At 53.8% G+C, this 13,991-nt stretch carries 12 protein-coding genes; 5 read left to right on the forward strand and 7 right to left on the reverse strand.

What is annotated here, in order from left to right; all coding sequences use genetic code 11:
• Nucleotides 1–161 precede the first annotated feature (161 nt).
• Together EQM14_RS10670 and EQM14_RS10675 are read left to right on the forward strand one after the other, a co-directional pair.
• Nucleotides 162–1,067, forward strand: a complete 906-nt coding sequence (locus EQM14_RS10670; protein ID WP_128742999.1) for a GDSL-type esterase/lipase family protein — start codon at nt 162–164, stop codon at nt 1,065–1,067.
• A gap of 5 nt (nt 1,068–1,072) precedes the next feature.
• A complete protein-coding gene (locus EQM14_RS10675; RefSeq protein WP_164919043.1) occupies nt 1,073–1,540 on the forward strand; it encodes a DUF4358 domain-containing protein in 468 nt (155 codons plus the stop codon).
• 56 nt (nt 1,541–1,596) lie between these two features.
• Here the strand turns inward: EQM14_RS10675 and EQM14_RS10680 are convergent, their stop codons facing one another.
• The 3 genes from EQM14_RS10680 to EQM14_RS10690 form a co-directional block, all read right to left on the reverse strand.
• A complete protein-coding gene (locus EQM14_RS10680; protein WP_128743003.1) occupies nt 1,597–3,378 on the reverse strand; it encodes a DUF6020 family protein in 1,782 nt (593 codons plus the stop codon).
• A 98-nt stretch (nt 3,379–3,476) separates the two neighbouring features.
• On the reverse strand, nt 3,477–4,328 hold the full coding sequence (locus tag EQM14_RS10685) for a Cof-type HAD-IIB family hydrolase (RefSeq protein WP_128743005.1): 852 nt from the start codon (nt 4,326–4,328) through the stop codon (nt 3,477–3,479).
• The gene (locus tag EQM14_RS10690) at nt 4,307–4,822 is read right to left on the reverse strand and encodes a flavodoxin domain-containing protein (protein ID WP_164919044.1); all 516 of its coding nucleotides are present in this window, start codon (nt 4,820–4,822) and stop codon (nt 4,307–4,309) included. The genes EQM14_RS10685 and EQM14_RS10690 overlap by 22 nt, the downstream gene beginning before the upstream one ends.
• Nucleotides 4,823–5,143: 321 nt before the next feature.
• Here EQM14_RS10690 and EQM14_RS10695 point away from each other — a divergent pair, with 321 nt between their 5' ends.
• From EQM14_RS10695 to EQM14_RS10705, 3 genes are all read left to right on the forward strand, one after another.
• Entirely contained in the window at nt 5,144–6,118 is a 975-nt protein-coding gene (locus EQM14_RS10695) for a DMT family transporter (RefSeq protein ID WP_128743008.1), read from the forward strand.
• A gap of 208 nt (nt 6,119–6,326) precedes the next feature.
• Nucleotides 6,327–7,808, forward strand: a complete 1,482-nt coding sequence (locus EQM14_RS10700; RefSeq protein WP_128743010.1) for an MBOAT family O-acyltransferase — start codon at nt 6,327–6,329, stop codon at nt 7,806–7,808.
• 12 nt (nt 7,809–7,820) lie between these two features.
• A complete protein-coding gene (locus tag EQM14_RS10705; RefSeq protein WP_243112496.1) occupies nt 7,821–8,861 on the forward strand; it encodes a hypothetical protein in 1,041 nt (346 codons plus the stop codon).
• Between the two features lie 6 nt (nt 8,862–8,867).
• Here EQM14_RS10705 and EQM14_RS10710 read toward each other — a convergent pair whose 3' ends face one another.
• The 4 genes from EQM14_RS10710 to EQM14_RS10725 all read right to left on the reverse strand — a co-directional run bounded on the left by EQM14_RS10710 (nt 8,868) and on the right by EQM14_RS10725 (nt 13,954).
• Nucleotides 8,868–10,124 carry an Nramp family divalent metal transporter gene (locus tag EQM14_RS10710; RefSeq protein ID WP_128743014.1) on the reverse strand — a complete coding sequence of 419 codons (1,257 nt, stop codon included), beginning with the start codon at nt 10,122–10,124 and terminating at the stop codon, nt 8,868–8,870.
• A 262-nt stretch (nt 10,125–10,386) separates the two neighbouring features.
• Entirely contained in the window at nt 10,387–11,076 is a 690-nt protein-coding gene (locus EQM14_RS10715; RefSeq protein ID WP_128743015.1) for a hypothetical protein, read from the reverse strand.
• A gap of 228 nt (nt 11,077–11,304) precedes the next feature.
• The gene (locus EQM14_RS10720; RefSeq protein WP_128743017.1) at nt 11,305–13,107 is read right to left on the reverse strand and encodes a polymer-forming cytoskeletal protein; all 1,803 of its coding nucleotides are present in this window, start codon (nt 13,105–13,107) and stop codon (nt 11,305–11,307) included.
• 193 nt (nt 13,108–13,300) lie between these two features.
• The gene (locus EQM14_RS10725; RefSeq protein ID WP_128743019.1) at nt 13,301–13,954 is read right to left on the reverse strand and encodes a superoxide dismutase; all 654 of its coding nucleotides are present in this window, start codon (nt 13,952–13,954) and stop codon (nt 13,301–13,303) included.
• Nucleotides 13,955–13,991 lie beyond the last annotated feature (37 nt).

The raw sequence follows: 13,991 nt of genomic DNA on the forward strand, positions 1-13,991 counted from the left end.
CATGGCTGAAAACAGCCATGCCTTTATTTATGCCTTTCCATGGGAATTATTTCCATGGAAAGCGTCATAATATAATTATTACGATTGTGATACAATGGTTGAAACTGGATTTCAGTCTATGCTATACTACACTAGGATAGATATATCCTGGGGAAAGAAGGATGAAAATGCAGCGGTGGGCCTTTTCCGTCCTGATGATTGCAGGACTGCTGACCGGCTGTCAAAGCTCACAGGCCATGACTATGGCGGTCCCCGATTCGTCTTCCGCGGCGGCTTCCGTCAACAGTTCCGCCGCGGCGTCTTCCGAAAGCCAGGACGCTTCCTCTTTAAATCCTATCTCCGAATCATCGTTGTCCGGTTCCGCTTCCGTTTCTCTGAAAATGCCTTCTGCTTCCGCCCCCTATACGCCGCCGGTTCTGAACTGCGTTCCCGAAAGCGCGGAGAAAGACCAGTCTTTCCTGAACGGCGCGGTTTTTGTCGGCGACTCCGTTACGCTGAAGCTGAAAAACTATGTGACCCAGAAGAGAAAATCCGAACCGGGCTTTTTCGGTACCGCCGCTTTTCTCGCCGCGGGAAGCATGGGCAGCGGAAACGCTCTGCAGCCGCTCAGCGCCGATTCCATCCATCCTTATTACAACGGAGACAAGGCCCTGCTGGAAGACAGCGCGGCCAAAATGGGAGCCGACAAGGTCTATCTGATGCTCGGCATCAACGATGTCGCGCCTTACGGTGTGGAGGGCGCGGCAAAAAATCTGGAAATATTGGCAAAGCGCTTCCGCGATCAAGTTCCGGGAATCAAGATTTACATTCAGTCCGCGACCCCCATGCTTCCAGAAAAGCAGAAAAAGACGCTGAACAATCCGAATCTCGAACGCTACAACCAATTGGTATCCGAATTCTGTGAAAAGGACGGATGGCATTTTCTTGACGTCGCCTCCGTGATGCGGGACGGCACCGGTTCGCTGAAAAGGGAATACTGCAGCGACCCGGACGACTTGGGCCTTCATTTCACAGACGCCGCCTGCGAGGTCTGGATCCACTATATTCTGACACATACCGGAGGCTGATGCCGATGAAACGGATACTCCTTTTTCTCCTGACAATTGCCGCAGCCCTTTTCCTTTGGACCGGATGCGCAAAAGCGCCTCCGAAAGAGGCAAATCTCGCCAAAGTGATGGATTCCATGAAACAGAAAATCACAAATACCGAGATGATGGACCTTTCCTCGAAGGACCTGAAACCAAATCTCGGTGTCGACGCGAAAGATGTCAAACAGTTTGCCGCCTATGTGGATTCCACGGGCACCAAGGGCGATGAAATTCTTCTTTTCGAAGGGACCGATGACGGGGCCGCCGACCGGATTGAAGAAAAGCTGAACGACCGCTACCGCCAGAAAGAAACCGAAATGAAGGATTACCTGCCGGAGGAGTATGCGATGCTGCAGAAATGCAAAGTGGAACGGGATGGGAATTTTGCCGCGATGATCGTGTCTCCGCAGTACGAAGAGCTGGAACAGATCTACCACAGCGCATTGAAATAGTCAAGATTGTTTGAACGGCGGCGAAGGGATACCCTCTCTTCGCCGCCGTTCCTGTTTTATGAATCGGATTCCCCTGGCCCGGATCTCCCCAGAATAAAAAACAGCAGGAACGGCGCGCAAAGGAAAATGGAAAACACGTACCGGAATTCGCAGTAGGTGGGGGCCGCGGCCATGGTGGACAGCCACAGGCCGGCAAGCGGCGCAACCGCGGCCAGTTTGCCGTATCTTCGGCGCGCCAGCGCGTAAACCGCCAAAAACGCCGTCAGCCAGACCGCCACGCCGATATTATTGCTCATCCCCGTCGGTGCGAAATGCTCCAGATCGTCGTTCCAGTTTTCAATGTAAGGCTTTAAGCTCACCCCTGTCAGTGTTCCGAACAGATTATACGGAACGATTCCGTACGTCTCGTCTCCCCAGGGAGTGATTCCGGGCGCCACAACCCAGTTTCCGGTGCCGATGTGCCAGTACCCCAGCGTCAGCATCAGATGTGCAACCGCGTACTCCTTTCCATTTTTGACGAGCATGCCCGCCCAATCCTGAAAGAATTCCCGCTTGTTCCGCGCCAGGTACGTATAATCGAATTTATGGCTGAATTTGACCGGATCCACCGTAAACGGATTATAGGACGCTTTGATGGCTTCGATCGGCATCATTCGGTTCAGAAAAGTCCTCTCCCGCTCCGACATCCGCCCGTCTTTCGCGGCGACCCGCGCCATCTGCTGCAGCGGAACGCCAACCGACTCGTCAAACCGGTTTTGCGGGATGCCCGCCGCGCGGTACACCGGGCCCTGAATGACCAGAATGGCAGCGAGGACGGCAAGCAGCGCAGGCCCGATTCTTTTGATCCGGACGCGGCAGAAAACGGCCAGCATCACAAATGAGAACAGAAGAACATAGACCCCGTTGTTGCGCAGAAAGGCAACGGCAAAGGAAATCAGCGCAAAATGGATCATCCCTCCCCGGGTCAACAGGTTTTTCCCCCGCTTTTCCGCCGTATCCGCGAAAAAAAGAGTCAATAAAAGCATCGCGCCGCCAAACAAGACGTCTTTCCACATGGTGACCGCATATTTTCCGTAAATGGGATTCAAACCAAAAAACAGCGCCGTCACCCACAGATACGGCATGGGACAGCCACGCCTGCGGCACCAGTACAGCGCATACCCCAGGACGGACGCCATCAGCAGCATCTGCGTCAGAGAGTACAGCGCCACGCCGCGGTTGATGCTCCCCAGCAAACCGCCGGCCCAATAGAAGATGCGCAGAAAAAGCTGATAAAGTACCGGCTGCTGATTGTTGACCGGCGCCCACCCGGCCGCCCTGACCAGACAGGCAAAGGAATCCCCTGTCATCAGCCCCGGGTAATAAGTCAGGAAATACGGCAGCCACGCCGCCGCCAAAAGGGCGCTCCACAGCGCCCAGGAGGCAAGCCGGCTCCGGAAATCGGCCGGAGCCGGATGTTTTGCCACAGGAAACGGATGAAGCGCCAAAAAGCGGAACAGGGACAGGACCGCCGCCCAAACTAACAGGCACAATCCGGCAAACGGAAAAACATCATTTTTCCCAATCCCTGCGAAAGCGGGGGGCTGGACCATAATGCGCGATCCGACCAAAAACATGGCGGATATTGCCGCCGAAAAGGCTCCGGAACAAAAAAGGGTCCTGCGGTCTCCATACCCGGCCGTATACCTGATGCAGGCCGCAGCTCCCGCGGCCGCCAAAAGCCATGGCAGCCAGTGCCGGTACCAGACACCGAACACGCTGAAAGCCGCGGAGGTAAGGACAGCCCCCGCCGCCACACAAAACCAGACCTGACTTCTCACGTGGCGCAGCCAGTTCATTCTCTTTATCCCCTTCCCTGATTTTGGTTTATCTTATTAGCATGTTCTGGCATATAGCGAATATGTATGTGCCAACCGCGTTCCTTCTATTTCCAAAATCATCGTTCCGGCGAAAGAATCAACTTTTCAATGGCCTGCGCCACGCCGTCCTCCTCGTTTGTGCTGGTCACATAATCGGCCTGCCGGAAAAGGCCCGGTTCGGCGTTCCCCATCGCGATGCCAAGCCCCGCAAACCGCAGCATGCTTCTGTCATTGTCCCCGTCTCCGAACGCCGCGACCCGTCCGGGCTCAATTCCGAGGATATGGCAGAGGTGAAGCAGGCCATCCCCCTTGCTGGCTTCCGCGTCGTTGATCTCAAGGTTGACGGACCCGGAGGACGTCACGGAGTACGGCCCCATTGCCAGGACCTCCCTCGCCAGCCGTTCTTTCTCCAGAGCGGGGACATAGGGAACATTCACCTTTTCGAGCGGAGCCCCCTTCCGCTCCAGAAAATCCGGGAGGCTGCCGACAAACGTCTGGGAAGCGTCAATATAGCGGAAAAAGCGATCCGGAAGACCGGCTCCGCGGAGCGCCGGCAATGCCGCGGCGTCCGCATAGGAAACCCCGCCGCAGTACGCTTCCACAAAAAAGCCACCCGACGCAAAAAAGCGGACGATCCTCAGGGATGCATCCAATGCCATCGGGCGGGAATACACGACGGACCGGTTTTTGAGGTCGACGACGCTCGCGCCGTTGGAAGTCAGGACATATCTGGTTCCGGGCAGCTGAAGCAGCTCGTCCGGCACCATTTTGGCAACCCGCCCCGTGGCAGGTACGACCCGGATTCCCAGGGAAGCTGCCGCCTTCAGCGATCCCAGCGTGCGCGGCGATATGGTCTTGTCGTCCCGGAGAACCGTGCCGTCCAGATCGAAGGCAATCAGTTGAAACCTCATCGCGGAACCTTTTCCCATTCCGTCATCCGCTCCGCAAATTCCTTCATTTTTTCTTTTGAAAGGCTGACATAATCTGTTTTTCCGTCAGTTTGCTCGCCCTGCGACTTTAAAAATCTGTTCAGAAGCAATTTGGAGATGTTCCGCTCCAAAAAATTCATTTTTGTAAAATAGATTGCTCCTCCCGGCGCACAAAAGGAAGTGAGATGGCCGGCAAGCTCAGCCGGAAACCCGCTCTCCAGATACCGGCGGATCTCCGCTTCCTCCCGGGACAGGCAGGTTAAATAAATTCCAAGCGGCTTTTGAAGAAGGATGCCCAAATATCTCTTGCAGTAACTGCGGACTTCCTGTTGAATCTGGCCGCCGTAAACAGAGCTGCCCAGAATGACGCAGTCGAAAGGCGAAGGGTCGACCGTGCGTTTTTTCAAATCAACAATCTCAGCTCCATTCAACATCTGTTGGAGCCAACCGGCGCATTCGGCAGCCGAACCGTGGGTGCTGGAATAAGCAATCATAGTCTCCATCCTGTTTTCACACTCTTTTCCATCCTTGAATTTGCGCGGCGCTGCGTAAAATTGGAATTGATAAATCAATTCCGCATGGATAAGCTAATGTCGGCAGAGAAAATATCGTATTTTTCAAAACATGCTTTTCGCATGGATATTTTTCCTGTTAGGGCGGGCCGAAAGCCCGCCCGGTCTTTTTTCTTGCCTTTATTGATTGTAACGGGTAAAAAATCCGATGTCAAGAAATACTCCCCACGACATATCCATTTACAGATTTCGCATATCGTGTTATACTGTTATGCAATTGTTGGAAACACGAGGTCTGTATCATTGAAAAAAGGGTATCTTTACATTCTTCTCGCTACATTTCTTTTCAGCACAATGGAAATCGCCTTAAAACTGACCGCTGGGAACTTCAACGCAGTCCAGCTCACTTTCCTCCGCTTTTTGATCGGCTCGCTGATTCTGCTGCCTCCGGCTCTCAAGCAGCTGAAACGGAAAAGACTTTCCCTGCGCGCCGGAGATTTCGCTTTTTTCGCGCTGACCGGCCTGATCTGTGTCGACATCAGCATGATTCTATACCAGATGGCGGTGCTGTACGCGCCCGCCTCCACCGTCGCCGTTTTATTCAGCTGCAATTCGGTGTTCCTGATACTGTTCGCCTTTTTCATGCTGGGTGAAAAAATCCGGCTGAATACTGCGGTCTGCATCGTTCTGAGCCTGCTTGGAATGGCGGTTATGATCAATCCGTTCCATTTTGCGGGCGGAGCGGCCGGCACCGTCCTTTCGCTTGCCGCCGCCGTTGCTTTCGCGCTCTACAGCGCAATCGGGCGCTTCAGAAGCGCCCGATACGGCGGGGTCGTAATGACCTGTTTCAGTTTTTTGTTCGGGTGCGCGGAAATGCTGGCGCTGATTTCCCTCACTCATCTTCGCCCCGTGAGCCTGTTCCTGCGGAATGCGGGCCTTGCACAGTTTGCGGACGTCCCGGTCTTCTCCGGCATAAGCATCCCGTCCCTGCCGGGTCTCGCCTATGTCGGTATTTTCGTGACCGGCTGCGGTTTCGCCTTTTATTTTCTCGCAATCGAAACCGCCGGGGCCTCGAAAGCCGCGCTGGTTTTTTTCTGCAAGCCTGTGCTTGCCCCTCTGTTTTCCCTCGCTGTTCTCGGAGAACCGATCACACTGCAGATGGTTGCCGGAATCGTCCTGATTGTGGTCGGGTCGTTTATCACGTTCCTCCCGGAAACAGCACTGCACAGACATGCGGTTCCAGCGAAAACCGCCATCCAGAGGCCGCCGGATGACTGACGCGGCCGCCTTTCGCTCTCTCAGAGGCCGTCCACTTTCGGGCGGCCTATTTTGGGTCCATTTGCACTCGTGAGGATGGATTCTCATATGATTCTCATAAGAAATATGAAAAAAGATTGAAATCGGTAACAATTGATTTATAATTACATGGTTAAATAAGAGATATACACCGGCCGGACGAGAGGGCCGGATTTAGGAGGCAATCTTTTTGTCATTCGTATCCATCCAGTTTCTCCTGTTCTTCCCCGTTGTTACCCTCGTCTATTTTGCCCTTCCGCATAAGCTGCGGTGGTTTTGGCTGTTTTGCGCCAGTTATTTTTTTTACATGAGCTGGAATCCCGCTTACGGCCTTTTGCTTGCCGTTTCCACCGCCATCACGTATTTGAGCGGTCTTCTGATTGGAAAGGCGGAGCGCCTTTCCGACAAGGAGAAGGCCGTGAAAAGGAAAAAGCTGTGGGTTGCGGCAAGCTTTGCTCTGAATCTCGGCATCCTGATCATCTTTAAATATCTGAATTTCTTTGACGAGATCTATATCGGCATCACTTCGTTCCTGGGAATGCCGGCCGGGCCCATGAAGTTCGACCTGCTGCTTCCGGTCGGCATCTCCTTTTACACCTTTCAGGCACTCAGCTATACGGTGGATGTCTATCGCGGGGACCTGAAACCGGAACGGCATTTCGGGAAATACGCCCTTTTTGTCTCCTTTTTCCCCCAGCTTGTTGCCGGGCCGATAGAAAAATCAAAAGATCTTCTTCACCAGTTCAGCGAAGTACACCGGTTTGATTACGACCAGGCCAGACGCGGCTTGCTGCTGATGCTGTGGGGATATTTTCAAAAGGTCGTCGTTGCCGACCGGCTTGGCGAGCTGGTCAACACGGTCTACAGCAGTCCCGGCAAATACGGCGGGGCCGAGGTCGCCCTTGCCAGCATTTTCTTTGCCTTTCAGATTTACTGCGACTTCGGCGGCTATTCCAACATTGCGATCGGAGCCGCGCAGGTGCTCGGCTTTTCCCTGACGACCAATTTCAACCGCCCCTATTTTTCCCTTTCCATCAAGGAGTTCTGGCGCCGTTGGCACATCACGCTCGGCGCCTGGTTTCGCGACTATCTTTACATCCCTCTGGGCGGGAACCGCTGCTCTCTCGCCCGGCGCTGTTTGAACCTGTTCATCGTTTTCGCCGTTTGCGGCCTCTGGCACGGCGCTTCTTTTACTTTTGTCATCTGGGGAACCCTGCACGGCCTGTATCAGATTTTCGGCCTGCTGTTGAAACCAGCGCGTCAAAGGGCGGCCGGAATTCTGAAAATCGACCCGGACTCGCGTCCAAACCGTTTTCTGCGGGCCGTTTTCACTTTTATTCTGACAGATTTCGCCTGGATCTTTTTCCGTGCCGACACGGTGCAGGACGCCTTCGCGTTGATCGGCGACCTGTTCCGTCCTTCGGATCTTTCAAATGGGGGCATTTTCACTCTCGGGTTGACGGCGCCTGAATTCTTCACTGCTCTGGCCGGCATCGCCATCATTCTGGCCGTGGATGTTCTGAGCCTGAAAACCGACCTGAGGGCCCGGCTGCTCAAAAAGAAGCCCGCTTTCCGTTGGGCCGCCTATCTTTCCGCCGCCCTCGTCATTTTGATTTTCGGGATTTACGGATCCCAGTATACGGCTCAGCAATTTATTTACTTCCAATTCTGAGGGGAACCGATTTTGAAAAAACTGATTTGCAAGGGATTCCTGTTTTTGTCCGTTATCGCGTTCATATTGGCCTCTTTCTCCAGCGTTTTCATCTACAAAATCGATCACCGCGGAAAGCTGCTGGAGGGACTTTACCATTCGGAGGATCCATACGACGTGGTCCTGATGGGATCGAGCCACATGAACGGCGGAATCGATCCAAACGTTCTGTGGAAGCAGTACGGAATCACAAGTTTCAATTACGCGACCGGCGGTCAGCCGATCGACGTTACGTATTATCTGCTGCAGGAAGTGCTGAAAAAACACACTCCTTCCGTCGTCGTGGTCGATCTCTATTATCTCGGTATGACGACCGAGTACGGGGCGACGGGATTTACCAGCAACGCCCTCGACAACATGCGGTTTTCCTGGAACAAGCTGAAAGCCATTGGCAGCTGCACTCCGCCGGAGGAATGGATCAATTTTCTTCTGCCGACGCTGAAATACCATTTTCGCTGGTCCTCCCTGACCGCCTCCGATTTTACATATGACAGCTCCGATATTTATTACCTGAAAGGGTTCAGCGCCGGTACGCAGCAGTATGGGAAAGAAGATATCTCTTATGCGGACACGGACAAGAAAGCGGATATTCCTGAAAAGAACCTCTCTTATTTTTACAAATTCATCGAGCTCGCCAAGGAAAAGGGATTCCAGCTGGTTTTTGTCAACATGCCGTGCGACTACACCGAGTCTGATCAGTCGGACGGATGGGTGAATGACTGCGAAGCAATGTTTAACACCGTCGCCGATCTGTCTCAAAAGGAGAATGTTCCTTTTGTGGACCTCTGCGACCAGATGGACGAAATAGGGCTGGACTTCGCAAAGGATATGAATAACTCCGGCCATCTCAACGTCTGGGGCGCGTACAAGACCAGCTCCTATTTCGGCAGCTATCTGAAAGAGAATTACACCCTCTCCGACCGGCGGAGCGACGCGGAGCTCGCGGCGCGCTGGAACGAGGATTACAGCCATTCCCTCGCAGCCTCCGTCGAGAATGGAACAGCGGGGACGTAAAATCTGTTAAAGCGCACTGACGAGAAGCGCCAGATTTAAAGCAGTGACGATTCCCCCCGTGGTCCAGAGCAGGACGCGGTCCATGGGCGAATTGACGTATTTGCCCATGACCCTTTTGGATGAAGTCAGATAGACCTGCGTAAAAATCGTAATCGGAAGCTGAACGCTTAAAAGCATCTGGGAATAGATCAGCCCCTGGAAGGGGGAAGAAATCAGGAAAATCACCGCCGCCGCGGGCACCATGGTCAGCAGGACGCCGGCTTTGGAGTGGCTGTCCGAAATATCGTACGGCTCCGAAAAAATTCCGGCGAAGATGCTTCCGCCCGCCATGCCCGCCGTGATGCTGGAAGAAATCCCCGCGAACAAAAGCGCCAGCGCGAAGACAATGGAAGCCGCGTTTCCCAGAAGAGGGCGAAGCATCTCCTGCGCCTGATCCAGTTCGTCCACCTGCTGCGAATGCTGGAAAAAAGTCGCCGCGGCCGTCAGAATCATCGCGCTGTTGATCGCCCAGCCGATCAGCATGGAAAACAGCGTATCTCCAAACTCATATTTGAGCTGCCTGCGGATCACAGTTTCGTCCTGAAGGTTCCATTGGCGGCTTTGAATGACCTCGGAATGCAGGAACAGATTATGCGGCATCACAACCGCACCGAGCACGCTCATGATGACCGGCATGGAGCCGGCGGGAAAAGCCGGGGTCACCCAGCCGATCCCCGCGGCGGTCCAATCGACACGCACCATATGCAGCTCATAAACAAAGGCAAATCCAATCAGCGAAACAAAGGCGATGATGATCTTTTCAATTTTCCGATAGGAATTTGTAAACTGAAGCCAGAGGACAAACACAAGGACCAAAATGGCTCCGGCTTTGACCGGAAGGCCGAACAGCATCTGCAGGGCGATGGCGCCGCCGAGCAGCTCCGCCATCGCCGTGGAAACGGCGGCGCCCATCGCGCTGATCAGGATGACGTTTTTCAGCGCGGCCGGAAGGTATTCCGTCGCCGCCTCCGACAGGCACTTCCCCGTAACGATGCCGAGGTGAGCCGCATTATGCTGAAGCAGAATCAGCATCAGCGTGGAAAGCGTAACCATCCACAAAAGGCCATACCCGTACCCGGACCCGGCCGCGATATTGGAAGCCCAGTTTCCCGGGTCGATAAACCCAACCGTGACCAGCATCCCGGGACCGATATAACGAAAGAAGTCAATCGCCGTCAGCCTGGGGTGATGATTCCCTGAAAACCATTTGGAAAAAAGATGCATAACCAGCCTCCTTCTGTTTAACTATACACTCTTTCAGGCTTTCCTTCAAGCACAAAACGGCCCCGCCCAACCGGGCGGGGCCATAGCTTTGCCGGATTCAGTTGTTTTTGTTCAGACCGACGGCATTCAGGACGATCGTTCCGATCCCGCAGATGGTCACAACAATTCCGACGACAAGACCGGATATGCTGAGTCCCTTCGACATTAAAATCACCTCTGGTCCATTTTACCCCAAAATAGATCCGGTGTGCAAGGCTTGCGGTCAGCTCTTTGCACTTCCGCCGAGAATCACAACAGCAGAAAGTGTTTGACCGTCCGGCTGATAGACGATCTTCAAAATCGTTCCCTCCTGAATATCCGACAGGGAGGCCGTCGTTTCACCGGTTTGCTGTGATGCCGCAGAACTTTCTCCGGATGATGTTTCCTGGGAACCGCGTTCCCTTCCCATCTCCTGTTTGGACAGAACGCTTTCATCGGAGACGGTGATGGTTTTTGTTTCACCCGTCAAAGTCAGCAGGTTGTCAAAACCGCCTTTTGGGTCAGACCCTGATGCATTTCCCGTTCCGGAAGCCGCACCCTCCGGACGCGCTCCGCTTTTCCCTTCCGGCAGGCTGCCGCCGGACCCCTGACGCTCCCGGGAACCGCCGGGAGCGGATCCGCTTGCGTCCCCGTTTCCCCCGTCAGGCCCTTGGCCGCTGCCGGCCTGATCCTTCGGTCCGCCCCGTACGTTCAGCGTCCCCACTGATAAAGTGATCTTTTCTCCGTCAACCGCAGTTACCTTTCCATAAATCGTATTCTGGTCCCCGGAACTGGTGGAGGCGCTTTCGTCCGCCTGTGTGGAGGACGCCGCGGATGAGGCGCTCGTCTGTGCCGAAGAGCAGGCACTGGTGCCAATCAAACAGGCAAAAGCCAAAAGAAGGGTCCCGGTTCGAAAACGATTCCATTTTTTCATTGTTACAGCTCCTATTCACAGGTAAATTTTTCCTGAATTCTTTCACAAGAATACAATCCGGTTATGAAAGACGGATGAACAGACCCTGAGAGTTGCATGAAAAAGGAATCATCGGGCAAAGTTCCGAACTCGGCGGCATGATTCCGGCCCGGCCCGGCCCGATTCCATAAAAAACTCCCTCCGAAGAAACTTCGGAGGGAGTTTTAAGCGAAACCACCTGCGATGAACTTACGCCAGCGCGACAAGTCTGGCGCTGGTTCCCCCTGCTTTGGCACCGTTTTGCACCGTTACCTTCGTGCAAACGTTTCCGCCGCCGGATACGGAAAAGGTGACGGAAGCCGTTCCGGCCGCCTGGCCCGAGATCCTGTACAGAAGCATATTTCCGCTTTTCTTCAAAAACTGCACGGAAACACAGGACTGATCGGAAGAAGCCCAGATCGTATTGTCACCGACTCCCTTCGCCGTGACCCCTATGACATAAGTTCCGCCTGGAGCCATGGTATAAGACGATGTATCCATTGTGATGCCCGCCGAAACATCGGCAATCATCTTCTGCCCGCCGATATCGATCGTCACCTGGCCTTTTCCCGTCCCTGTGACAGGATAAATCCACGCGGGATTCCCGGCGCCGTCTTTCACGGCTGTTCCCGCGCCGACGGTTGCGACGGACGAATTATAGGACAGCGCGTACGGGGCGGTCGAAGAGGAGGTCCGCGCAAGCACGCAGTACCGGTCCCCCGTTAAAATGGAAACCGTCGAAGTGTCAAGCGCGACCGATCCGTCGGAACTGCTGTTGGAATCATCCGAATACCCGGTCGAAACGACACAGGAATCGGATTTGTAATCCCCCAAACGATCTCCGTGCGCATCCACCAGATATGCGATCAGCGTTGCCTTGTACATTCCCTTGGCGGAAGACAGGGCGGTCACCTTGCACGAAAGCCCGCCGGAATCCGTCGACTTGGAGAAAGCGGAGGTATCCCCATACAGCTCCCAGACCAGCTTCGTGCCGGTTGCGAAATCCGAGAAATCCGGCTCAACATGCGCTTTGACCGTCGCGGATTCGCCGCTGTCCAGCGACAGCGACTGGTTGCTGAGCGTGATTCCGTCCGTCAGCGCGTTGGTCAGCACAAATCTGTCCTCCGCCCCGCTGTCTTCCTTTGCTTCCAAACCGAAATCATAGAGGCGCACGCTGTCTTCATCGACGGAATCACTGTCCGCATAAAACGCCGTGTCCCCCTTGCTGACATGATTGCGGAAAATCAAAAGCGGTTTCCCTTCGATTGAACCGTAAACGGTCAGTTTTCCCGAAGGAAAATACAAAGTGCCCGGCCCCGTTAAGGTGTCCAGCTCCAAGGAAGAGCTGGTGGCGAATTCCGCGCCGTCCGTGATGTATAGTTCCTCCGCTTCAATTTTTTCATCCGCGGTCGCGACAGTATCGTCCTTTACGACGATTTTTTTCAGATTGCTCAGCGTCGGCAGAGTGTCCGTGTATTTGCTGATATTCAGGGTCCCCGTGTCGTCGCCGTCGATCCCCTTGGTTTTCAGCGTGCATTTGTTCAGCTCGATGCTCTCCTCCGCTTTGATGGTCCCGGTAACGCTCGCGTTGACTCCGGAAGAAACGGTGATCTCCTTGGATTCCAGGCTGCCGCCGATCTTCACGGTACTGCTCAGCGTAACCTCCTCGTCGCAAAAAACATCATGCCGGATGTTTCCTCCGCTGATTTTCAGATCGCCGCCGGCATCGACGGATTTCATGTCTCCCCCTTTAATTTCGGCGGCTCCGCTGCAGGAAACATCGTCCACCGTTCCGTTCTTCACCGTCAGGCTTCCGTTATAGGTCACGTCTTTCCCGGTCACATCTTCAAAGTTATCCTCGTCCCAGGTCTTGCCCCAAGCGGATGCGGAGCCAAGGTAGGTTTTCGCGCCGTGCATATCAACGACGGCCGCAGAAGATGTTGCCGCGAGAGTGTGCGGTGTGGATAAAAGCAGAAGAAATAACGGCAAAAAAACAGCGGTCCATTTTCTCATTCTCATCCCCCCTGATTTCGGGATGAATCCGCTTCCTGAGTCTGTGGGAGAGGATTCTTCATTTCCCGTTTATAATATAAATTATACCTTTAGAAGGAATATATTTCAAGGAAGATAAGAGAAAAGAAAGAATATTTTGGTGAAATTTAAGGATATCTCTACCTATAAAAGTAAAAATTTTGAAAGCAAATACCTACTTTCTGCTTTGGCGCGTCATCGGCCGTTTGAAACAGCGAAGGTAATTTTCCTCTGCCGCTTCCCAGTTAATCAGATGCAGAAACGCATCCAGATACTCATCGCGCCTGTTTTGGTATTGCAGGTAATAGGCGTGCTCCCACACGTCCACAAGAAGAACCGGACAGAAGCCGCGCGGCAGCGGAGTATCCTGATTCATGGTGCTCAATATTTTCAGCCTGCCGCGGCAGTCTGCCACCAGCCATGCGTAGCCGGAGCCAAATTGGCCGAGAGCGCAATTTTTAAATCGTTCGTCAAATTTCTCCATAGAGCCGTACGACGCGGCAATCGCGTCCTTCAGCTTTCCTCCCGGCTGCTTTCCGCCGGGATGCTCCATCAAATTGAAATAGAGATCGTGATTGTAGACGCCGCCCGCATTGTTCCATACCGCCGTCTGCACTTGGAACGGAAGCCGGTAATTCTCCCGGATCAGCCGTTCCAGCGTCCAGCTCTGATAGGCCGGCAGTTTTTCGAGCGCCTGATTCAAGTGGTCCACATACGCTTTAAAATGCTTGTCATGGTGAAATTTCAATGTTTCGGAGTCGAGATACGGCTCCAGGGCATTGTATGGATAAGGAAGCGGAGGAAGCTCAAACGGATAATGATCGTTCATGACAATCGCCCTTTCTTACAGTTCTTTTCAATTTATA

Origin of the sequence: Caproiciproducens sp. NJN-50, from assembly GCF_004103755.1 — a bacterium.
Lineage (GTDB): Bacteria > Bacillota > Clostridia > Oscillospirales > Acutalibacteraceae > Caproicibacter.

What these genes read in the sequence shown, in the direction of transcription:
- EQM14_RS10680 (WP_128743003.1), bottom strand. Translation starts at nt 3,378, where the DNA reads ATGAACTGGCTGCGCCACGTGAGAAGTCAGGTCTGGTTTTGTGTGGCG.
- EQM14_RS10690 (WP_164919044.1), bottom strand. Translation starts at nt 4,822, where the DNA reads ATGATTGCTTATTCCAGCACCCACGGTTCGGCTGCCGAATGCGCCGGT.
- EQM14_RS10725 (WP_128743019.1), bottom strand. Translation starts at nt 13,954, where the DNA reads ATGAACGATCATTATCCGTTTGAGCTTCCTCCGCTTCCTTATCCATAC.
- EQM14_RS10715 (WP_128743015.1), bottom strand. Translation starts at nt 11,076, where the DNA reads ATGAAAAAATGGAATCGTTTTCGAACCGGGACCCTTCTTTTGGCTTTT.
- EQM14_RS10720 (WP_128743017.1), bottom strand. Translation starts at nt 13,107, where the DNA reads ATGAGAAAATGGACCGCTGTTTTTTTGCCGTTATTTCTTCTGCTTTTA.
- EQM14_RS10685 (WP_128743005.1), bottom strand. Translation starts at nt 4,328, where the DNA reads ATGGGAAAAGGTTCCGCGATGAGGTTTCAACTGATTGCCTTCGATCTG.
- EQM14_RS10710 (WP_128743014.1), bottom strand. Translation starts at nt 10,124, where the DNA reads ATGCATCTTTTTTCCAAATGGTTTTCAGGGAATCATCACCCCAGGCTG.
- EQM14_RS10675 (WP_164919043.1), top strand. Translation starts at nt 1,073, where the DNA reads ATGAAACGGATACTCCTTTTTCTCCTGACAATTGCCGCAGCCCTTTTC.
- EQM14_RS10670 (WP_128742999.1), top strand. Translation starts at nt 162, where the DNA reads ATGAAAATGCAGCGGTGGGCCTTTTCCGTCCTGATGATTGCAGGACTG.